Origin of the sequence: Achromobacter sp. F4_2707, assembly GCF_047501535.1 — a bacterium.
Taxonomy (GTDB): Bacteria; Pseudomonadota; Gammaproteobacteria; order Burkholderiales; family Burkholderiaceae_B; genus Yanghanlia.
Genome location: NZ_JAZDRJ010000001.1, coordinates 145,334 through 165,705 on the forward strand (window position 1 = coordinate 145,334; position 20,372 = coordinate 165,705).

The following is a 20,372-nucleotide window of genomic DNA, read 5'->3' on the forward strand; positions in this document are numbered from 1 at the left end:
TGCGGCCTTGCTGGAAGAGCAGCGTTTCAGCGTTGTGTGACCAGCAGGCGGGCCGCTAAGCCTAGAAAAACCACCCCTGCGCATCGGTTGAGCCAGATCTGCGCACGGGCGGACTTTTTCAAGCGTTCGCCGATGGCGCCGGAAAACAAGGCAATCGCGCCGAATACCCACAAGGTGGCCACGATGAACAGGCCGCCCAGCAGCAGCATCTGCAGCCCAATGGGCCCGCGCGTGGGCGAGGCGAACTGCGGTAAAAACGCCAGAAAGAAAATTGATACTTTGGGGTTGGTCAGGTTCATGATGATGCCCCGCCGGTACAGCTGCATTGCAGTTTGCCGGGCCGGGCGTTCACCACTGTCTACGGTCGCGCCGGCGCGCAAAGCCCCCCAAGCCAGATACACCAAATAGGCAGCGCCCATTAGCTTGACCGCAGTAAAGGCCATGGCCGATGCCGAAAATACAGCGGCCAGGCCCACAGCGACGGCCACACTATGGCCGATCAGGCCGGTACACAGGCCCAGCACCACCCATAACCCCGCCCTGCGCCCCCACATGGCGGATTGCATGAGCACAAACAGGTTATCCGGGCCGGGAGAAAGAGCCAGCAATATGGCGATGCCAAAGAAAGAAAGGGCGACCTCGGGTGGCAGCATGAGGGGTTCCAGTTTAAGGGGCGGGTTTCAAGACAAACAAGCTGGAGCGTTTACGGCTTACAGGCTTCACGATTTTCGCAATTTTAGTGGACGGTGCTAAGCTTTGTCGGGTTTCCGGCAGGCAGTGCTCAACGCGGCCTGTTCATTCATTATCAGAGCAAAGGTAAGCGCATCATGTCAGAGTCGAACCCCGCCCACTTGGACACCCTGCTTCAGCACACCGGCTTGGCCGAATTTGATGCCGATACGGGAGCTGCACCGGTTGCCCTGCCTTCCATGCGCACCAGTACGGTACGTTTTCGTGACCTGGAAGCCCTGGATGCGGCGCATGCGGCCCGCTCGCGGGGCGAGCGTACGGTGGCCTATGGTCGCATGGGCATGGATACCCACGCTGCGCTGGAAGAAGTGTTCTGCAAGCTGGAAGGCGGCGAACGCGCTTTTCTGGCTTCTTCGGGGCTGGCGGCCATCACTCTGGCCATGATGGCCTTGTTGGATGCGGGAGACCATGTGCTGATCGCCGACTGCTCCTACGGCCCGGTGCGCACCCTGGACGCCACGGTGTTGAGCCGGTTTGGCGTGTCATCTACTTACTGCCGGGGCACGGTTGAAGCGTTTGAGGCGCAGCGTCGCCCTGAAACCCGCATGCTGTATGTGGAATCGCCAGGTTCGTTGTTGTTTGAAATGCTGGATCTGCCTGCCCTAGCCGAATATGCCAAACAACATGGCATGGTGCTGGTGGTCGATAACACTTGGGGTTCAGGTTATATCTACCAGCCGCTGGCTCTGGGTGCGGATGTCAGCGTGGTGGCCGGCACCAAGTACGTGGGCGGCCATTCCGATTTGATGTTGGGCGCTGTCGTGGTGAAGGACGCAGCCCTGGCCAAGCGCCTGGACGATAACCATTATGCCCTGGGTTATTCCGTCAGCGCGGATGACGCCTGGCTGGCGCTGCGCGGTGTGCGTACCTTGCCAATACGTATGCGGGAATGTGCTCGCAATGCGCTGGCAGTGTGCGAGTTTTTCGCTGCGCGTCCCGAGGTCAGCCGCATTTATCACCCGGCTTGGCCGCAAGACCCGGGGCATGCCTTGTGGAAGCGCGATTGCACGGGTTCCAACGGCATGCTGGCCGTTGCATTCAAGTTCGACAGGGCTGCCGCGCGTCGCTTTGTCAACGCTCTGGCCTTGTTCGGCATCGGCTATTCATGGGGGGGCTTCGAAAGCCTGGTGCAACTGGTGGAGCCGGCTGCGCTGAAGTCGCATGGCTACTGGCCGGATGACGGCTGCCCGGTGGTGCGGCTGCATATCGGGTTGGAGTCGCCCGAGGATTTGATTGCTGACTTGCAACAGGCGCTGGCAGCTGCGGCGGCCTGAAGCCGCCCGAGTTTTCGGGCCTGCTTTCGGGCTCGAAAACCGGGTGAAAACGCTTTTACTGGCCGGCCAGAATCGTATCTAGCAGCTTCTGCGCTTCAGTGATGGCGCCCTCGTAGGTGCCGGTCATGGAAGGCGAAGTGACGTAGCGGCCACCTACCGCCAAGCTTGGTGTACCTTCGATGTTATAGGTTTTGGCCAGCTCGTTGGCGCGTGTCACTTTGTTATTCACGCCAAAAGATTGGAATGCGGCTTGGAATTGCCCGCGATCCACACCTTGTGTTTCCACCCAGTCGGCCATGGCGTCGAAGTTAAAAATGCGCTTGCGCTCGTTGTGTATGGCCTGGAATACCTTACGGTGCAAATCGAGGCGATCCAACGCTTCGAGGCTGTAATACAGCTTTTGAAGGTCGGCCATGCCTGCATTAAAGGCAATCGGTACCGACTTAACGACAACGTTGTCAGGCAGCGTTTGCGACCACCTTTCCACCATGGGCTCCATGGTGGCGCAGTGCGGGCAGCTATAGGCGAAGAACTCAAGCACTTCTACCTTGCCGGCTGTATCGGAGGGCTGTGCCGGTTCGATGGTGACATGGGCGGAAGGTGCTTGCGCATGACTGACAGGGGCAAAGGCCAGGCCCATACCCAATGAGACGGTAGCAAGAGTGCGTAGGAGCAGAGGCTTGAGCGACATGATGGTTTGGCTTCCTGAGTTGAAATGAGGTAAGACTGCCTTGAGCCCGGCAGGTTCCCCGAATGTTGCGTCTTACTGCCGCACGACCGAGGTTTCTATCTTTTCGCTGCCCAGTCGGGCGCGGGCCTGGTTCATTTCGTCCAGCCCTTTGAATGGCCCGACTCTGACCCGATGTAAAGCAGTGCCGTTGACAGTGGCTGCCTGAACCTGGGCCTGCAGGCCCAGCATGAGGACACGCGCCCGCATGGCCTCGGCGTCATCCACGGCGCGGAACGCCCCCGCTTGCAGGAAATAGGTTTCCGCCTTGACGGCTTTTGCAGGCGGAGCAGCCGGTGTCGTAGCCGGCGGCGAGGGTGTGGCGACCTGGCTGGGGGTGGCCACCTGGCGCTCAATCGGTTCCGCCGGTTGTGAGAGCCCGGCGATCAAGCTGCCAATGCTGTCGGTCGGCGGTGCGGCAGGTTCTGCAGGCGTGGCGGGAGGCGGTGTGTTGGACGGCGTGACGCCGGTGCCCGGAACAGCACCGCCCCGGCCATGCAGGCCAATATTGGGATCGGGTGCATCGCGAACGTCAGGCAACAGCACGGTGGGCGCGCTGCGGCTGGCCTTATCGGAAAAAGGCATGGGCACCTGGGTGACAAACAGAGCCACCGCGACGGCAGCTGCCAGACCCAGGACAAGGCCCAGGATAATGCCGTACAAGGTGATGCCTTTACTCTTTGTGGCAGGCTTGCGCTTGGTAGCCATTAGCGGTTTACATCCGTTCAGGGGCTGATACGCCTAGCAGACCCAGCCCGTTGGCAATGACGCGGCGGGTGGCGTCCGCCAGGCGCAGGCGCGCCAGTTTCAGGGCTGCGTCGTCAACCAGCACGCGTTCAGCGTTATACCAGGCGTGGAAGTCGGCGGCGCAATCGCGTAGCCAGAAAGCTAGCTGGTGAGGGGCGAGATCGTTGGCCGCCAGCGCCAGCATGTTGGGAAACTCGGCCAGGCGCCGCAGCAAGGCGAATTCGCTCGGGGCGGTGAGTGGCGAGGTATCGGCGGTAGCCAGCGACTCGCGCAGTTCTGGAGACTGATTCAGGATGGAGCAGATGCGTGCGTGTGCATACTGGATGTAATACACCGGGTTTTCATCGCTCTTGGACAGTGCCAGGTCGATGTCGAAGACGAATTCCGAATCGGCGCGGCGCTGAATCAGGAAGTAACGTACAGCGTCTTGGCCCACCCAATCGATGAGGTCGCGCATGGTGACATAGCTGCCGGCGCGTTTTGAGATTTTGACCTCCGCCCCGTCGCGCATGACTTTCACCATTTTGTGCAGGATGTACGAGGGGTAGTCTTTGGGAATACCGATGTCCAGTGCCTGCAGCCCGGCTCGCACGCGTGCTACGGTGCCGTGGTGGTCGCTGCCCTGTATGTTGATGGCGTGGTGGTAGCCGCGTTCCCACTTGGCAACGTGGTAAGCGACATCCGGCACAAAATAGGTATAGCCGCCGTCGGTTTTGCGCATCACGCGGTCTTTGTCATCACCGGTGCCCAGTTCGGTGGTGCGCAGCCACAACGCGCCTTCGTGCTCATAGGTATGGCCCGAATCGATCAGGCTTTGCACGGTGCGTTCCACGCGCCCCGACGTATAGAGCGAGCTTTCCAGGTAGAAGTTGTCGAACTTCAGGTTGAATGCCTGGAGATCGAGGTCTTGTTCGCGGCGCAGGTAGGCAACGGCAAAGCTGCGGATGTCTTCCAGGCTGTCGATGTTGCCGGTGGCTGTGACCGAATCCCCATCGGCGGCTTGCACCGTTGCGCCGGCCTGGAAATCGCGAGCGATATCCATGATGTAGTCGCCCTTGTAGCCATCGGCAGGGAAATCTGGAGAGTCGGGCTCAATGCCGCGTGCCCGCGCTTGTACGCTGATGGCCAGGTTGTCGATCTGGTTGCCGGCGTCGTTGTAGTAGAACTCGCGCAGCACATCGTGACCTTGCGATGCAAACAGGCGGCATAGGGCATCGCCCAGCGCGGCCTGACGTGCATGGCCGACATGCAGCGGGCCGGTAGGATTGGCCGACACGAACTCCACCATGACCTTGTGGCCGTTGGCGGGCGCGTGGCCGTAGCGCTCGCCTTCCTCGCTGATGACATGCAGGACTGCTTGGTGAGCGGCCGGGGCCAGACGGAAATTGATAAAACCAGGGCCCGCGATCTCGATGGCGGCAATGAGTTCGCCAACTGCAGGATTGGCCTGCAAGCGTTCGACAATCTGTTGTGCCAGTTCGCGTGGGTTGCGCTTGGCTGCCTTGGCCAGCTGCATGGCGATATTGCAGGCGATATCGCCGTGAGCGGCGACTTTGGGGCGCTCAAGCGCGACCGCCATTTGGTTTTCTGGCAGAAGCTCGCGCACGGCGGCTTCAATATAGGAAATAAGCTGTTGTTGTTGCCCGGGGAGCATAAAGCGAATTCGTTCAGAGGTTCAATCCAAAATGATACCGTGAATATGGCCAGGAGGGCTTGCGGGCAAGTGGAACTGTGCCCAGTGACACTTAAACGGGGCTCCAGCCCAGCGTTTCTTCCAGCCAGCGCGCATAGCCTTGCATATCGACAAGCCCCACGTTGTCGCCTGCTTGCGAGCGCCAGTCAGGCAGGCGTTGAATAAAGGTTTCGACCTGCTCGCGCACGGCGCGCCCCAGCCTGGGATCATTATCCTGATAAACCAGCCGGGTGGCGCCGGAAGGCGCGAGTACTGCGCGGTCGCCGCGCTGCAGGCTGCGTGCCAGAGTGTTGCGCATATCACGCAACACGGGTGCTTGGGGTGTGATATCGGCAGCACTCAAGTCGGCGAGGTTCACCGAGGCCGCTCGAGCCTGCCAATGCATCCATGCCAGTGCGATTTTGGCTAAGTCGGCATTCTCAGCTGTGGTCGCTGCGCCAGTTGCATCGTCTTGGTCGGCGGCAAGCAGCGCCAGCCCGCCGCCAATGTCGGCATGGGCCCCCACGAAGGGCGCTTCCACGACATTACCGGCGCCGCCTGCATCGGCGCTGGTGAGGGGAAACGTCCAGCGGTGTTCGTGCAGCGCAACGGCATGAGACACCCAGGACCATAGCTCTGCAATACCGAAGTCATAGAGGTGATTATGCGAGCCGCCGATGCCAAACTGACCAACCGTGTCGAATAAGCCCATGAAGCGCAGGTCCAGGCAGGCGGACACCCGACCGCGCAGCGGGTCGTCTACGCTGAACAGGCCGTCCTTCATATGCGAAGCGATACGATTGCCGAAATGCCGCGCCAGCGAGGCGCCTCGGGAGAATCCAATAATGTCGATGGGTACAACGGCGCCTGCCGGCTGCTGTTCCAGCGAGGTTAGCAAGGCCTGCCATTGGTTTTCGAGTATGCGGCCTGCCCGCCAGGCCACCACGGCGTCCCAATCAAGGAAGAGGCTGTTGCCGGGGCCGGAATGGTAGTGGGCCGGCCCGTCTCGGTAGGCTTGGGCAAGTATCCAGGCGTTGCTCATGGAGTCGGCGCTGTAGCGGGTGCCGTCGAAGGCGAAGAGAATGAGGCCGGTGGGGTCGGCATAGCGCCAGGGCTGCTGGCGTGCATAGCCATAGGTGTCGCTGCCTGGCAAGGGGCCGAGCGGGTCAGGTTCCAGGTACTGGCCGAGATCTGCGGCATAAGTGCGCAGCAGGTTATCGTGCCAGCCGGTTTCTTCGTCTGCATACTGGCCGGGCAGGCGCAAAGGAAACGACAGGTCGCCCGCCACACGTTCAGCCTGTCCTGTCGGGCTGTAGCCGGCCAGCCAGCGGGGTGTCTGTGCGGCGTCGGTCACCATGCGTGGGGCGCCGGAAAGGTCGGCATGCACGGCATACAACTGGGGCGGTCGGTCGGGCGGGTATGTAATCATGCCCACGGGCGTCAGACCGGCATAAAGGTAGCGCCGGGTGACGGCAGGCGGAGTCTGGCCGGATTCGCTAATGGCTTCCGCCACCAAACGGTCGTGGGCGTACAGAAAATGCACCACCCGGCCATCGGCCAGTTGTTTGATGATGCGATGGCCAAAGGCGTTGTGGCGATATTGAGCCAAGAGAGTCTCGGCGCCTGTGACGGCATCCTGAATGCTAACGGCTTCCAGTCGGCGGCTGGGGCCGTATTCCAGCTTACGGCCCGCTGTCGTTAAAGGCAGGCCTGAGGCGTCGTGTGTGGGGTTGGAAGCCGTGGTGCGCTGGTTGTTCCGCTGTGCGGCTAAAGCGCCATCATCCTGCCACGCATACCACCAGTGAGAAGACGATGCGGGCTGTTTGCGCGAAGCGGCGATCATCCGGGATTGCGCATCATAGGCAAAGGATGAATGGTCATGATGGCCTGCCCCGGGAAACGCATGCCGGTCGTGCAGTACCCGGCCTTGTGTGTCGTAATGGCGCTGTTGCAGCCATAGAATGTTTTCGCCGTCGGCCAGAACCAAGGTGTCGGCGTGCGGGCCGTCGAGCGCTGCAGTGAAAAGTTCAAGGCCGTTGCCATAGAAGTAGCCGGGTCGGCCTTCGCGGGTCGAGAAAACGGCGTGGATACGCCCTTGCGCGTCTTCCCAGTGCAAAGCAGCAAGCGTAGCGGATGCGGTTTCGTGGCGATGCCACTGGTAGTGCAAGGCACCGCCTTCCGGCAAATTGTGTCGCAATAAGCGCCCATGAACGTCGTAGTGGAACGCTTCCTGGAAACGCACGGCGGGCGTACCGAATATGGCGGGTCGTTGAATACGGCGTTGTGTGATACGGCCGTGGGCATCGTATTGCCGGTTTTCGGTTTCAAAAGGGTGTTCGATGCGTTGTAACTGGCGCCCGTGCCATTGCAGCCGCGTGGTGGACTGGCGCAACGATTGGGCAGTTGAATAGTTCAGTGCGATGGGGCGGCCTTGCGCATCGCGGTGTACCTGCAAAAAATCGCCATTAGCGTAATGCAGCCGTGCTGGGCGGCCAGAGCTGTCGGCTGTCAGGGAAGTCAGGCCGGTAGCTTGGCTGTACCAGCTGTATCGCTCGGGGTGACGCTGCAGCTCGAAGGCCAAGCCCGGCCAGCCCGGTGTTTGCGGCACTACGCGGGCAGGCCCACCTTCTGGATCATGCCGCAATTGCAGGTCGTTCAGCCCGCTTAGCCGCCCGAAGGAATCGTATGTGACAGGCGCATCGGTCGATTCCGGGTGCGCAATGGCCCGGTTCAACAAGCGGTATTCACTTCCGAAGCGTAGGAACTCAATGGTGTGCTGGGCGCCGTTGTCGCTGCGTACGCGGGTGAGGCCGGGGCGCTTGTCAGTGGCGCTGCGCAGATACTGAATATGTAGTGCAGGCAGGGTGCGCCCATGCAGCTTGATGCTGATTACCCGCCCATAAGCGTCGTATGCCCAGGTGGTCAGCCGCTGTGCCGCTGTATTTTGTGATTGCAGCGAAATGCCGGTTAATGCATAGGGGTTGCCTGACTGGAGACCGGCTTCGTAATGGTAGTGCCGTTGCAGGCCATCGGGTCGTGTGACCGCTTCCAGCCTTGTGGCGGTGTGGCCGGAATCCGGCGCCGGCAGCCCGTACTGATAATGGAAGCGGCCCAGTGGTGTATCCACTGCTTGCAGGGCAACTTGCCCATGCACAGTTTGGTAATGAAATGCCAGATGATGGCCGTTCGCGCTTTTCACGTGTTTGATCAAGCCCGCCAGCGGTTGTGGCCCGGCATGGCGTTCAATGTGAACCAATACTTCACGGCCCGTGCGGATGCCTGTCAGGCGGCCTTGGGTGTCGAATTCAAGCTGCCGCCCGTTGGGGGCGCCCCATTTGAAGCCGCCTGGAATGGGTAGAGGCGCGCTAATATCCTTGACGCTGCCATCGGCTTGCCGCAGGCGCCAGCCGGTGTTGCGTTGCTCCAGCAGGGTATCGTAGGACAAGCTCCAGTTACGGCCTAAAGCGCTCGCCCGGGTGGATAAGCCATTGTAGTGGCGCACAAGCTCCAGGCCCGGGGCCGAAGGGTTGGGGGGCAGGTCGATGTCGAGTTGGTATTTGTTGCCGCTGGCTAGATGGATGGGGTTGCCCAGGCCGAACCCCGGTGTGGGTTCGGAGTTTCCGAAAGTGGCCAGGCCGCCCGTGGCACAGGGGGCGCCCAAGGCCGGAGGTAAGCAGAAGCCGCCGCTCGATGTGACAGTGCTGCCTGCAGGCTGGTTGGGCGGCACGGCAAGCTGGGAGGCCGCCGGGCCATGGAATGCCATAATTAGGAATGCGGCAAGCGCCCCTTTGCCGAGGTGGGTACAGCGCCATGAACCGGGAAAAAGGGTGTACATAACGATTGTTTATGTCACAAATGGAAATGATGCGCGGGTTGATCATTTTCCGCCTTGGCACGGCATGTGGGTTGGAGTAGTGTAGAGATGTGTCCATTGTGGGAGTTACGGCCATGCTTATCGTTTTTCACTCAAAATCTGCCGCTGAAGTCTTGATGTTTTCACAGCATGCGTTGCCTATTCTTCAGGCTGCGGGCAAATCTTTCGACAACGATGAGCTGCCCGAGCGCGGTGTGATTACACGCGCCGATCTTGCGCAGGCGATTCGTGGGATTGAGCATGCGATGGCCATTACTAAGGAGTCCGATGAAAACCCCGACTCGGACGACGATAACGACGACAAAGTCCACCCGATCAACGAGCCTGTCAGCTTTCGGCGGCGCGCTTACCCACTGCTGGCTATGTTGCGGCTGGCAAATGAAAAGCAGGAAGATATTATCTGGGAGCCTGCGCCGGTCTGGTAAAGCCCGCTGTGCCGGCCGCGCCTGAGGGCGCGGTGTTCTGGCGTGTGGAATACGCTTGTCCGCTGTGCAATGTCATGTGGCTGACATTCAGCCCATGCGGCTTTGCTTATCCTTGTCTGGAATAACAGAAGTTACAAACTGAGTCGGGGAGACCGCCCAATATGCGCAGCAACATCACCATCACCTTCAATGCACGGCAGCAGCTTGAATACGCTGTTGATATCTCTGATACCTCGCCCGAGGCGCAGGCCAAGGCGCTCGAATGGCTGGAAGCGACCTGGACGCGGCTGGGTTGCGAGCCGGTGCGTCATAGCGGTAAGGTTCTGTTGCTCGATAAAGTACTGGGGGTGGCGGATAGCCTGGGTTACGACACATTCGTGCAGCACGAGGATCGCGCTCAGGAATTCGTACAGCAAGTGGCTACAGCGCTGGCCCGGCCGGTTATTAATATTGATCTGCCCGGCCTGGCCGTAGGGTTTTAAAGGCTCGTGCATCCCCCGCCTTGGCCGGCGGGGTGAATGCGTTAAGCTCGATTAAGCGCTTTGCTTCTGGCGCAGTAGCGACAAAGCAGTGTCTTCAATCATGTCTTCCTGGCCCCCGACCATGCCGCGGCGGCCCATTTCCACCAGGATTTCCCGCGCAGGAATGCCGAACTTCTGTTCTGCGCGCTTGGCGAACAGCAGGAACGAGCCATATACGCCTGCATAGCCCAGTGTCAGGGCGTCGCGGTCTACACGGATGGGGAAGTCCATAATGGGAATCACCAGGTCTTCGGCGACGTCCTGAATCTTGAAGACGTCCACGCCGGTTTCCACTTTCATCAGGTCCAGCACGGCCACTAGAACTTCCAGTGGCGTATTGCCTGCGCCGGCGCCCAGGCCTGCGGCTGCGGCGTCGATGCGGTCGGCTCCGACTTCAATGGCGGCCACGCTGTTGGCGACGCCCATGCCCAAGTTATGGTGGCCATGGAAGCCCAATTCGGTTTCGGGCTTAAGCGCGTCACGTACCGCTTGCAGGCGCTCTTTCAGCGTATTCGGCAGCAGGTGGCCGGCCGAATCCGTGACATAAATACAGTTTGCGCCGTAGCTTTCCATGAGTTTGGCTTGTTCTGCCAGACCCTTGGCGTCGTTCATGTGGCTCATCATCAGAAAGCCCACCGTATCCATGCCCAGCTTGCGGCCCAGAGAAATGTGCTGTTCGGATACGTCGGCTTCCGTGCAGTGAGTGGCCACACGGATGGTGCTGACACCAATTTCATGGGCCATTTTCAAATGGTCCACTGTTCCAATGCCCGGCAGCAACAGCGCCGACACCTTGGCCTGCTTCATCAGGGGCACGACAGTGCTCAGGTATTCCTCGTCGCTGTGGGCGGGGAAACCGTAGTTGACCGAGGCGCCGCCCAGGCCGTCGCCGTGAGTGACTTCAATGAGGGGAACGCCGGCGTCGTCCAGGCCTTGCGCGATGGTGCTCATTTGCTCCAGCGTGATCTGGTGGCGCTTGGGGTGCATGCCGTCGCGCAGCGTCATGTCATGCAGAATGATTTTCTTGCTCATGATGATCTTCTCCAGTTCAGGCGGCCTCGGCGGCGAGGATCCGCTCGGCAAACATTTCAGCGGTACGTGCCGCAGCAGCAGTCATGATGTCCAGGTTGCCGGAATACTTAGGCAGGTAGTCGCCCAGGCCTTCGACTTCCAGGTAAACCGAAACCCGGTTGCCATCGAATACGGGGCCGTTCACCAAGCGGTAGCCCGGCACGTACTTCTGCACTTCGGCAATCATGGCGTGAATGGATTCCGTGATCTTTTGCTGGTCGGGCTCGCCTTCGGTCAGGCAGTGCACCGTGTCGCGCATGATGAGGGGCGGCTCAGCCGGGTTCAGAATGATGATGGCCTTGCCTTCCTTGGCGCCGCCGACCTGTGCAACGGCGGCTGCAGTGGTGCGGGTGAACTCGTCAATATTCTTGCGAGTGCCCGGCCCAGCCGATTTGGACGACACGGTTGCCACGATTTCGGCGTAGTCCACTGGCTGAACGCGCGATACAGCGTGCACCATGGGGATGGTGGCTTGGCCGCCGCAGGTCACCATGTTGACGTTTTTCTCGCCCTGGCCCAGCAGCTCCTGCAAGTTGACCGGTGGCACGCAGAACGGGCCAATGGCAGCAGGCGTCAGGTCAATCATCAACACGCCCAGCGCGGTGAGCTTGTCGGAATTGTCCTTGTGTACATAGGCGCTGGTGGCGTCAAAGGCAATTTGAATATCGTCTTCTTTAACGAAGGGCAGCAGGCCGTCTACGCCCTCGGAGGTCGTCTTCAGGCCCAATTCAGTTGCCCTTTTGAGGCCGTCGGATTCGGGGTCTACACCCACCATCCATACGGGCTCAATCACAGGGCTGCGCATAAGCTTGGCCAGCAGGTCGGTGCCGATGTTGCCAGGACCGATGATGGCGGCTTTGAGTTTCTTTGCCATTTTTTACTCCTGATTTGCGATGTCGATAATGAAATGATGGGTGTGCTCGTTAACCGCCCATCAGGCTGAGAGGTGCCAGTGACAGCCATGGCACGTAGGTGATCAGCAGCAGCACGGCGAGCATCGCGAGAATGAACGGGATGGCGCCCAGGGAAGCTTTTTCCAGCGAGGTTTCTCCGACTCTGGCACCCACGAAAAGGTTGACCCCTACAGGCGGCGTCACCATCCCCAAGGCGAGGTTGACAATCATCACGATACCGAAGTGCACTGGGTCGACGCCTACGGCGACCACCACCGGCAACAAGATGGGAACCAGAATGATGATGGCTGCCAGGGTTTCCATGAACATGCCGACGAACAACAGCAGGATGTTGATCAGCAGCAGAATGATGATGGGGTTCTCTGTCAGGTTGATGATGTAGTCCGCAATCATGAAAGGAATGCGTTCGATGGCCAGCATGCGTCCGAAAATCGTGGCCGTGCCAACAATGACAATCACGGTGGCGGAGGTCAAGGCGGAGTTGGCGATAACGTCGTACAGATCCTTGAGCTTGATTTCCTTGTGGACGAACACGCCGACGACAAACCCGTAAACCACGCCGATGGCCGCGGCCTCGGTGGGCGTGAATATGCCGCCGTAAATACCGCCCAGAATGATGAGTGGCACCAGTAGCGCCCACTTGGCGTCCCAAACCGTGGCCCACTTCTCTTTGGCGGTGTAGCGCTGGTCCTCGCCTGTATAGCCCGCTTTGCGGGCTTTGATATAGGCGGTAATGATGAGTGCCAGGCCAATGAGAAGGCCGGGTATCACGCCTGCCAGGAACATCTGGGTGATGGACACGTTGGCCGACACCGCGTAAATGATCATGGGGATGCTGGGCGGGATGATGATGCCCAGGCTGCCGGCAGAAGCCAGTACACCGACCGAATAACCCTTGTTGTAACCTGCGCGGGCCATGGCTGGCAGCAGCAGACCGCCAATGGCCGCCACGGTAGCCGGGCCGGAACCGGAAATCGCTGCAAAGAACATGCAGGTGACCACGCCGATCATGGCGAGGCCGCCAGTGTAGCGGCCAAAGAATACGTTTGCCACGTTCAGCAGACGGCGCGACAAACCGCCCACCCCCATGAGGTCGCCCGCCAGAATGAAGAAAGGCACCGCCATCAAGGGGAAGGAATCGATCGATGTAACCAGGCCCTGAGCGATATACGTGCTACTAACTTTACCGCTGTAAAGCAGCGCCAGGGCCGAGGCCAAGCCCAGCGAGATGGCAATGGGTACGCTGGCGATCAGAAACAGCAGGAAGCAGCCGAATAACAGGAGGGAAACCATTAGTGCACCTCGCTGCGAAGCGTTTTGATTTCAATGGCGATGCGCTGTAGCAGGCGCAGAATCACCAAGCCAAAGCCGACAGTCGGTGCCAGGTAGATCCAGCCCATGGGGATGCCCAGGGAGGATGATTTTTGCCCGAAAGAAAAGATTTTCACCGTCAGCGCATAGCCTTCCTTCATTACGAGGACGGCGAATACGATGAAGAGCAGATGGGACAGAATGGCGGCGTAGCGTTGGTAGAGGGCAGGCAGCTTGGTTACCGCGGCTTCCACACAGATATGGGCATTGCGTTTGACGGCGCAGGCTACACCGATGTATGTCGCCCAGATGAAGGCATAGCGGGCCAGCTCTTCCGACCATGTCAGCGAGTCGTTCAAGACGTAGCGCATGAACACTTGAGCACCGATCAGTATCGACATCAGAGACAGCAGAAATACCATGAGTATTTCTTCGAAATGATTGTCTAGAAACTTGAACATGATGTGATGTCCGAGGAGGAGTGCCCGCTCACGGTGTTGCTGATGTCGCCGGGATGGCGGTGCGGGCGGCAGGGCGAGAAAAGCCCCGAAAACCAGCGCGCGTAAAGGGAGAGGCTGCAGCGCACGGCATGGTTTTCGGGAGTCCGGAGCAGGCTGAGAGCCTGCCCGGTGTTACTTGTTGACTTCTGCCAGGATGGCGTCCACGATTTCTGCGCCTACGCGCTTCTTCACCATTTCGTGGATGGGGCCCATGCGGCTGGCAAAGGCTTCCAGTTCAGCAGGCGTCAGTTCAGTGATGGTGACATCGGGCATGGCGGCCACGGCGGCATCATCTGCTTTTTGTGCAAGCTCGCGCTGGTATTCTGTGGTTTTGGCGACTGCCTCTTCCAGGATGGCGCGATCCTCGTCGCTCATGCGGTTGTAGACGTCGGGGTTGATCAACACCGGCCACGGGGAATACACGTGGTTGGTCTTGGTGATGTACTTCTGGACCTCGTAGAACTTCATGTCGTAGAACAGGTTGATGGGGCCTTCCTGTGCATCGAACGTGCCTTGCTGCAAGGCGGTGAACAGTTCGCCGAATGCCAGCGGCGCCGGGTTGGCGCCTTCTTCACGCCAGGCGGCGATGTGCACATCGTTTTCCATGGTGCGCATCTTCATGCCTTTGAGGTCGTCGGGCGATTTGATGACTTTCTTGTTGTTGGTAAGCTGACGGAAACCGTTTTCCCAGTAACCCAGGCCCTTGATGCCGACTTTTTCCAGGCTGGTGAGCAGGTTCTGGCCGATTTCGCCATCCAGTACACGGTAAACGCCTTCACGGTCCTTGAACATGAAGGGGATGTCCAGCGCAAAGAATTGCGGGTTGAAGTTGCCCAGAACCGCCGAAGAGACGAACGTCATGTCAACGTTGCCCAACTGGATGCTTTCGACCAGTTCGCGTTCGCTGCCCAGTTGCGAACTGGGGAAAATTTCAACCGTGATGCGGCCGTCGGTTTTGTCGGCTAGTTCCTTGGCGAGAAATTCGAACGCTTTATGGCCGGTGTTGCTGGTCGAGGCGGCGTGGCCGGCCTTCAGTACCAGTTTGTCCTTGGCCGCTGCAGGACCTGCGAAAATAGCGCACAGGCTGACAGCCAGGGCTGCAGAACGAAAAAGTCGCTTGGGGAGGGTAAAAGTCATAACGTCATCTCCACATGGGTGTCTCTTGTCGTGGCGGGTGTGCCGCGACTCGTGTTTTGTTGGGTTCGGTGCCCGGGCCATGCCGTTCCAGTGAAGAGAAACCGTTGCGGGATGACGCGGCTGCCTAGTAGGCAATTGTAGTTTCGTGTTAAATTTTTTTCAATTATTGGGTTTCGTTCTCAGTATTTGAGAGTGAAGGCAATTCAACCAACCAGATAAATGTATTAAAGGAGCATTTTTCATGACCAGTCTCCAGCAATCCCAGACGGGTACCGCCGGCGGCAACGCTAATGAGGTGCTGGCAGCTCTACAGAATGCAGTAGGGGAAGGCGAGCTGTTGACCGGCGCCGCTATCAGCGACAAATATCTAAAAGATTGGAGCGGTGAGCACGGGCAAATGCCGTTGGCGGTGCTGCGCCCGCGTTCGACTGAAGAAGTCTCCAAGGCTTTGGCGGTATGCCACGCGCATCACTGGCCCGTCGTCCCGCAAGGGGGGCTGACAGGCCTGGCCGGCGGCGCCGTGCCTTCCGAGGGCGCAGTGGTGATTTCGCTGGAACGCATGAGTGGTGTCGAAGAGATTGACACCGCTTCCGCCACGCTTACAGTACTGGCAGGTACGCCTTTGCAGGTCGCCCAGGAAGCTGCGCAACAGGCAGGCTTCTTTCTGGCGCTCGATCTCGGCGCTCGGGGCTCGTGTCAGGTTGGCGGCAATATTTCCACCAATGCAGGCGGCAACCGGGTGATCCGCTATGGCATGGCACGCGATCTCGTGCTGGGGCTTGAAGTCGTGCTGGCGGATGGCACGGTGCTGCCCATGCTGAACAAGATGGTCAAGAACAATGCCGGCCCCGACCTCAAAGGCCTGTTCATCGGCACAGAAGGAACCATGGGCATCATTACCCGCGCGGTATTGCGCCTGCATCCCGGCGTTGCCGGCGCCAATACGGCACTGATTGCTCTGACGGATTTCGATGCGGTGGTGAAGCTGCTTCGTTATGCCCAGCAGAGGCTTTCAGGCCTGGTGAGTGCGTATGAAGTCATGTGGGCGGATTATTATCAATCCGCTACGACGGTGGGGGGGATTCGTGCGCCCTTGCCAGCAGATTACCCCGTGTATGTTCTGATGGACATGCAGGCAGCGGAGCCCGAAGAAAACGCCGAACGTTTTGCTTCAGTGCTGGAGCACGCTTTGGAAGAGGGCTGGGCGCTTGATGCCGCTGTGGCGCAATCTCATGCCGATGCCGAAGATTTCTGGGCCTTGCGAGACTCAATCGCAGAAATGCTAAATGCTTACGCGCCCACCATTAACTTCGATGTGTCTTTCCCCATTTCCCTGATCGGTGAATGTGTGGAGCGGTTGCGTGCCGTCATGGCTGGCAAGTTTCCCGAGATTCATGCCATGTATTTCGGCCACGTGGGCGATGGTAATGTACACATCGTGGTGGGGCCGCTGCCCGATGACAATCGCCAGACCGAACGCGCCATCGAAGACGCCTTCTACGAAGTTACCCGCGAGCTGGGTGGTTCTGTTTCTGCCGAACACGGCATTGGAATTCACAAGAAACCCTATCTAGCGCACAGCCGCAGTCAGGCGGAACTGGATGTCGTCAGGAGTATGAAGCGCGCGCTGGACCCGCACGGCATTCTCAACCCGGGGAAAATTCTCGATTAAACGGGTGGCTAATCCCAGGCTTGGAACAGTGCCTGAGCACTGTTCCAAGCCTGGCGCATCTGAGCGGCTTGCAAAGTGTGGAACACCTGAACAGCTTGCGGGCCGCGAGGCGTATAAGGACATTCCGTTCAGGTGGGTGCCCACCCGGCACAAAGATCCCGCAGCGCACCCTAACCGCAGTGATCAGACAGCAGTGGCGCCGAGTTCGGCGCTAATCTGGCGGGCGGCTTTTTGTACCGATGAAACCAGCTTGGTCATGCGTTCCGGGCTCATGTACTCGACCGTACTGGACACGCTGATCGCTGCGACAATGCGGCCACTGCTGTCGCGCACAGGCGCAGCAACGCAGCGTATCGATTGTTCATCTTCGCCCAAATCGTACGAATAGCCGTTTTTCGTGTAGGCCCGCATGGTTTGCAGCCATTGCTCCAGCGTTACGGCTTCGCGCAGCAGGTGGGCATTACGTTCGTAGATCTTTCGCCATTCTTCTTCCCCGGCGTCCATCAGCAAGGCTTTGCCAATGCCGGTTGAAATCAAGGGCTTGCTGCCGCCAATACGTGAGCTGATTTCCACTGCGCGACGGCTGGCTATTTTGTCCAGGTAAATGACCTGATCCTGCTCGGCATAACCCAGGTGCACGGTATCGGAAGTTTCCCGTGCCAGGCGCTCCAATATGGGGTGGGCCAGCCGGGTGAGATCCACCTGGGAATACGCCCGATAACCTAGTTCGAGCAATTTTCGCCCTAAGCGGTAGCCGTGCACGGCATCACGCCTGACATAGTGGCGCGCTTGTAAGGCGGAAAGAATCCGGTGTGCGGTGCTGTATGTCATGCCGGTCTTGTTGGCCAGGTCGGCAATATCCACGACGCCTTCTGAGACGGCCTCAATGATGTCCAAACCTCGCATCAGGGTTTGGCTGGAAGGGGGTTTGGCTGCTGCGACAGGGGGAGAGGGAGGGTTCCCGGATGGCTGTTTGTCTTGCACCGTTACTGCTCATGTAGGCTTTTGGCAGCACCCGTTGCGGATGCGGCTGCGCCTGTAATGGCGCCTTTACGGCTGATAATGATAGGTAAGTCCGTGAGCAGGCGCAATAGGCCCGCCCGTCGCCAAGACGACTGACGGGCGGAAAAAGGAGTGAGAGTTAGGCCGTTACTGCCTCTTGTGTGGCGGGGGCCACGGCGTGCGTTTCGTGGCGGTTGAGTGCACTCAGAATCGCCAGGAAGGAGGCTGTTACGATATCGCCATGCACTCCGACGCCAAAGCCGGTAGGCGCATCGTCGATACGAACTTCGATGTAGCAGGCGGCCCGCGTGTCGGTGCCGGTGCCGATGGCGTGCTCGTGATAATCCATCACTTTCACCTTGCTTTGCAAGGCGTCCACAAAGGCGGCAATGGCGCCATCACCCTGGCCAATCAGCTTGCGGGTTTCCCCGTTATGCTCCAGTTCGACTTCAATCTCGAACTGACGTCCGCTACCCGATTCCGCTTCGCCGGTGATGCGGTGGCGCACCAGTGTCCAGGGCTTGCGTTGCTCCAGATATTCGCGGCTGAAAATGTTGTAGACATCAGCGGCAGTGACTTCGCGTCCGGTTTCGTCCGTAACGCGCTGGATGGCCCGGCTGAACTCAATTTGCAGGCGACGCGGCAATACCAGGCCGTGTTCTTGTTCGAGCAGGTACGATACGCCGCCCTTGCCTGATTGGCTGTTGACGCGAATGACGGCGTCGTAGCTGCGCCCCACATCAGCGGGGTCGATCGGCAGATAAGGAACTTCCCACAGGGCGTCGGGCTTTTGCTGCGCAAACCCTTTCTTGATGGCGTCCTGGTGCGAACCGGAGAACGCCGTAAAGACCAGGTCGCCCGCATAGGGGTGGCGCGGGTGAACCGGCAGTTGAGTGCAGTATTCCGCGCAGCGGCGCACTTCGTCGATGTCGGAGAAATCCAGGCCGGGGTGGATGCCCTGGGTGTACAAGTTCATGGCCAGCGTCACCAGGCAGACGTTGCCGGTGCGTTCGCCATTACCGAACAGACAGCCTTCGATGCGGTCGGCGCCGGCCATCACCGCCAGTTCGGCTGCCGCTACAGCGGTGCCCCGGTCGTTATGCGGGTGAACACTGATGATGACACTGTCGCGGTTCCGCATATTGATATGCATCCACTCGACTTGGTCGGCATACATATTGGGGGTGGTGGCTTCAATAGTGGCAGGCAGGTTGAAGACGATTTTGTTTTCCGGCGTGGGCTGCCAGACATCCATGACGGCGTGACACACTTCCAAGGCGAATTCGGGTTCCGTCGTGCTGAACACTTCGGGTGAATACTCGTACAGCCAGTGTGTTTCAGGGTGCTCCGCAGTCAGTTGCTTGATCAGACGAGTGCCTTCAATGGCGATCTGCTTGACCTCTTCCTTGCTCATATTGAAGACGATCTTGCGGAAAGCCGGTGCGCAGGCGTTGTACAGGTGAATCATGGCGCGTTTGGCGCCCGCGCAGGATTCTACCGTTTGGCGGATCAGGTCTTCACGCGACTGAGTCAGTGCAATGATGGTGACGTCATCGGGAATGCGATTTTCGTCCACCAGTTTACGTACGAAGTCGAAGTCGGTCTGTGAGGCAGAGGGGAAACCGACTTCGATTTCCTTGAAACCGATTTTGATGAGCTGTTCAAAGAGGCGCAGTTTGCGCTCGACGCTCATGGGTTCAATCAAAGACTGGTTACCGTCGCGCAGGTCGGTACTCATCCAGATGGGGGCCTGGGTAATGCGTTTGCTGGGCCAGGTCCGTTCAGAGAAATCGCGATCAAAGGCGACAAAGGGGCGGTATTTTTCAATGGGGTTGGAGATCATGGTGCACCTGTTTCAAGCGGGGTATTTCAATGCTGTTGCGGCAGTCCGGCAAGCATGCGTGGACGACTGCACGTTAAAGGTGGCCGGAATGGGGCTGCCGAACTGCCACAGGACGCTAGGCCCGGCAACCGATCGGTAGTAGGAGAAGCGAAAGAAGAAGGGGGGAGGGGCAGACAGCGCCGTGGGCGCCTGCGACACGCAGCACAACACCGGCCGGGCGGCCAGTGTTGTTAAAAGAGGGGGCTGCGTGTGAGAAATCCATAACCGTTAGTCAACCATAAATCTTGCTGTATGGCAAGATATTTTCGCACGATTCAGGGTGTGGCTTCTCGCTGCGTTTCAGCGACGAGTGTAGGGTCATTGACCGGGACTGGAGCGGGGATGCCGGAAGCAGAGGCGGTAGCCAGAAGTGCAGCGTGTTGTTCAGCGAGTTCGATTCTGGCGGCCCGGCCGTTACTGAGTTCGCGCAAGGCATGTTGTAAAACTCCCACGCTGATCGGTTCACGGCGGTTCTGCCAACTCCATTCAATGACTTGCACGGCAGAGGGCGACAAACGGTTGGCCAACTGGGCGATGAGGTCAGCACTGACACGGCGGGCGCTGGCACGCCGGTTCATGGCATCAACGAAGCCATACAGGAAATAAGCAATAATGAGTGTGCACAGCGCGACAACCGCCCACCAGAAGAAAGGGTTGTATTGCTGAACTAGAGACTTGACCTGTGCGCCCAAGGCTTCGAGGCCGCTGTAGTCCAGCCCTTTGCCGAAGGCGACCAGTCTGCGCAGCAGGTGCCACCATACGAGCACGGTCAGTACGACCGCAACGGCGGTGAATACCCGGGTGGCGGCTGTCAATTTCAGCACGGTGTTGCGCAGTAAAGCTGTATCGGCTCGGGTGGGTCGGGGCCTATCTGTCTTCATGAGTTGTTTTCC

General features: G+C 59.2%; 17 protein-coding genes. 4 read left to right on the forward strand and 13 right to left on the reverse strand.

Annotated features, from left to right (window positions below; translation table 11 throughout):
• Positions 1-26 precede the first annotated feature (26 nt).
• Positions 27-653, reverse strand: a complete 627-nt coding sequence (locus tag VRY85_RS00690) for a LysE family translocator (RefSeq protein WP_414596669.1) — start codon at positions 651-653, stop codon at positions 27-29.
• 174 nt (positions 654-827) lie between these two features.
• Here VRY85_RS00690 and VRY85_RS00695 point away from each other — a divergent pair, with 174 nt between their 5' ends.
• A complete protein-coding gene (locus tag VRY85_RS00695; RefSeq protein WP_414596670.1) occupies positions 828-2,024 on the forward strand; it encodes a trans-sulfuration enzyme family protein in 1,197 nt (398 codons plus the stop codon).
• Between the two features lie 55 nt (positions 2,025-2,079).
• Here VRY85_RS00695 and VRY85_RS00700 read toward each other — a convergent pair whose 3' ends face one another.
• The 4 genes from VRY85_RS00700 to VRY85_RS00715 all read right to left on the reverse strand — a co-directional run bounded on the left by VRY85_RS00700 (position 2,080) and on the right by VRY85_RS00715 (position 9,005).
• Complete coding sequence (locus tag VRY85_RS00700; protein ID WP_414596671.1) at positions 2,080-2,715, reverse strand: thiol:disulfide interchange protein DsbA/DsbL; 636 nt, start codon at positions 2,713-2,715, stop codon at positions 2,080-2,082.
• Positions 2,716-2,787: 72 nt separating this feature from the next.
• A complete protein-coding gene (locus VRY85_RS00705) occupies positions 2,788-3,459 on the reverse strand; it encodes an SPOR domain-containing protein (protein ID WP_414596672.1) in 672 nt (223 codons plus the stop codon).
• Between the two features lie 7 nt (positions 3,460-3,466).
• Complete coding sequence (argS, locus tag VRY85_RS00710; protein WP_414596673.1) at positions 3,467-5,152, reverse strand: arginine--tRNA ligase; 1,686 nt, start codon at positions 5,150-5,152, stop codon at positions 3,467-3,469.
• A 91-nt stretch (positions 5,153-5,243) separates the two neighbouring features.
• Positions 5,244-9,005, reverse strand: a complete 3,762-nt coding sequence (locus VRY85_RS00715; protein WP_414596674.1) for a phospholipase effector Tle1 domain-containing protein — start codon at positions 9,003-9,005, stop codon at positions 5,244-5,246.
• Positions 9,006-9,118: 113 nt separating this feature from the next.
• On the opposite strand from VRY85_RS00715, the gene VRY85_RS00720 reads away from it, so the two are divergent.
• Together VRY85_RS00720 and VRY85_RS00725 are read left to right on the forward strand one after the other, a co-directional pair.
• Complete coding sequence (locus VRY85_RS00720) at positions 9,119-9,469, forward strand: DUF1840 domain-containing protein (RefSeq protein ID WP_414596675.1); 351 nt, start codon at positions 9,119-9,121, stop codon at positions 9,467-9,469.
• Positions 9,470-9,630: 161 nt separating this feature from the next.
• Positions 9,631-9,951 (forward strand): hypothetical protein, encoded by a 321-nt coding sequence (locus VRY85_RS00725; RefSeq protein ID WP_414596676.1) that lies wholly within the window; start codon positions 9,631-9,633, stop codon positions 9,949-9,951.
• A gap of 51 nt (positions 9,952-10,002) precedes the next feature.
• On the opposite strand, the gene dmpG is transcribed toward VRY85_RS00725, so the two are convergent.
• From dmpG to VRY85_RS00750, 5 genes are all read right to left on the reverse strand, one after another.
• Positions 10,003-11,022, reverse strand: coding sequence for a 4-hydroxy-2-oxovalerate aldolase (dmpG, locus tag VRY85_RS00730; RefSeq protein WP_414596677.1), 1,020 nt, complete (start codon positions 11,020-11,022; stop codon positions 10,003-10,005).
• A 16-nt stretch (positions 11,023-11,038) separates the two neighbouring features.
• Positions 11,039-11,935 (reverse strand): acetaldehyde dehydrogenase (acetylating), encoded by an 897-nt coding sequence (locus tag VRY85_RS00735; RefSeq protein WP_414596678.1) that lies wholly within the window; start codon positions 11,933-11,935, stop codon positions 11,039-11,041.
• Between the two features lie 49 nt (positions 11,936-11,984).
• Entirely contained in the window at positions 11,985-13,268 is a 1,284-nt protein-coding gene (locus tag VRY85_RS00740) for a TRAP transporter large permease (protein ID WP_414596679.1), read from the reverse strand.
• On the reverse strand, positions 13,268-13,747 hold the full coding sequence (locus VRY85_RS00745; RefSeq protein WP_414596680.1) for a TRAP transporter small permease: 480 nt from the start codon (positions 13,745-13,747) through the stop codon (positions 13,268-13,270). Before VRY85_RS00745 ends, VRY85_RS00740 begins: the two co-directional genes overlap by 1 nt.
• Before the next feature lie 171 nt (positions 13,748-13,918).
• The gene (locus VRY85_RS00750; protein ID WP_414596681.1) at positions 13,919-14,923 is read right to left on the reverse strand and encodes a TRAP transporter substrate-binding protein; all 1,005 of its coding nucleotides are present in this window, start codon (positions 14,921-14,923) and stop codon (positions 13,919-13,921) included.
• A 241-nt stretch (positions 14,924-15,164) separates the two neighbouring features.
• Between VRY85_RS00750 and VRY85_RS00755 the strand changes: the two genes are divergently transcribed.
• The gene (locus tag VRY85_RS00755) at positions 15,165-16,595 is read left to right on the forward strand and encodes an FAD-binding oxidoreductase (protein ID WP_414596682.1); all 1,431 of its coding nucleotides are present in this window, start codon (positions 15,165-15,167) and stop codon (positions 16,593-16,595) included.
• A gap of 183 nt (positions 16,596-16,778) precedes the next feature.
• Here VRY85_RS00755 and VRY85_RS00760 read toward each other — a convergent pair whose 3' ends face one another.
• The 3 genes from VRY85_RS00760 to VRY85_RS00770 all read right to left on the reverse strand — a co-directional run bounded on the left by VRY85_RS00760 (position 16,779) and on the right by VRY85_RS00770 (position 20,360).
• On the reverse strand, positions 16,779-17,579 hold the full coding sequence (locus VRY85_RS00760) for an IclR family transcriptional regulator (protein WP_414596683.1): 801 nt from the start codon (positions 17,577-17,579) through the stop codon (positions 16,779-16,781).
• A gap of 157 nt (positions 17,580-17,736) precedes the next feature.
• Entirely contained in the window at positions 17,737-19,440 is a 1,704-nt protein-coding gene (leuA, locus tag VRY85_RS00765; RefSeq protein WP_414596684.1) for a 2-isopropylmalate synthase, read from the reverse strand.
• Between the two features lie 314 nt (positions 19,441-19,754).
• Positions 19,755-20,360, reverse strand: a complete 606-nt coding sequence (locus VRY85_RS00770; protein WP_414596685.1) for a hypothetical protein — start codon at positions 20,358-20,360, stop codon at positions 19,755-19,757.
• Positions 20,361-20,372: the final 12 nt, after the last annotated feature.

Bases quoted from the DNA above. Each gene is read 5' to 3' on its own strand.
- VRY85_RS00715 (WP_414596674.1), bottom strand. From the start codon at position 9,005: ATGTACACCCTTTTTCCCGGTTCATGGCGCTGTACCCACCTCGGCAAA.
- VRY85_RS00740 (WP_414596679.1), bottom strand. From the start codon at position 13,268: ATGGTTTCCCTCCTGTTATTCGGCTGCTTCCTGCTGTTTCTGATCGCC.
- VRY85_RS00770 (WP_414596685.1), bottom strand. From the start codon at position 20,360: ATGAAGACAGATAGGCCCCGACCCACCCGAGCCGATACAGCTTTACTG.
- VRY85_RS00750 (WP_414596681.1), bottom strand. From the start codon at position 14,923: ATGACTTTTACCCTCCCCAAGCGACTTTTTCGTTCTGCAGCCCTGGCT.
- VRY85_RS00745 (WP_414596680.1), bottom strand. From the start codon at position 13,747: ATGTTCAAGTTTCTAGACAATCATTTCGAAGAAATACTCATGGTATTT.
- VRY85_RS00700 (WP_414596671.1), bottom strand. From the start codon at position 2,715: ATGTCGCTCAAGCCTCTGCTCCTACGCACTCTTGCTACCGTCTCATTG.
- VRY85_RS00720 (WP_414596675.1), top strand. From the start codon at position 9,119: ATGCTTATCGTTTTTCACTCAAAATCTGCCGCTGAAGTCTTGATGTTT.
- argS (WP_414596673.1), bottom strand. From the start codon at position 5,152: ATGCTCCCCGGGCAACAACAACAGCTTATTTCCTATATTGAAGCCGCC.
- VRY85_RS00735 (WP_414596678.1), bottom strand. From the start codon at position 11,935: ATGGCAAAGAAACTCAAAGCCGCCATCATCGGTCCTGGCAACATCGGC.
- VRY85_RS00695 (WP_414596670.1), top strand. From the start codon at position 828: ATGTCAGAGTCGAACCCCGCCCACTTGGACACCCTGCTTCAGCACACC.
- dmpG (WP_414596677.1), bottom strand. From the start codon at position 11,022: ATGAGCAAGAAAATCATTCTGCATGACATGACGCTGCGCGACGGCATG.
- leuA (WP_414596684.1), bottom strand. From the start codon at position 19,440: ATGATCTCCAACCCCATTGAAAAATACCGCCCCTTTGTCGCCTTTGAT.
- VRY85_RS00725 (WP_414596676.1), top strand. From the start codon at position 9,631: ATGCGCAGCAACATCACCATCACCTTCAATGCACGGCAGCAGCTTGAA.
- VRY85_RS00705 (WP_414596672.1), bottom strand. From the start codon at position 3,459: ATGGCTACCAAGCGCAAGCCTGCCACAAAGAGTAAAGGCATCACCTTG.
- VRY85_RS00690 (WP_414596669.1), bottom strand. From the start codon at position 653: ATGCTGCCACCCGAGGTCGCCCTTTCTTTCTTTGGCATCGCCATATTG.
- VRY85_RS00755 (WP_414596682.1), top strand. From the start codon at position 15,165: ATGACCAGTCTCCAGCAATCCCAGACGGGTACCGCCGGCGGCAACGCT.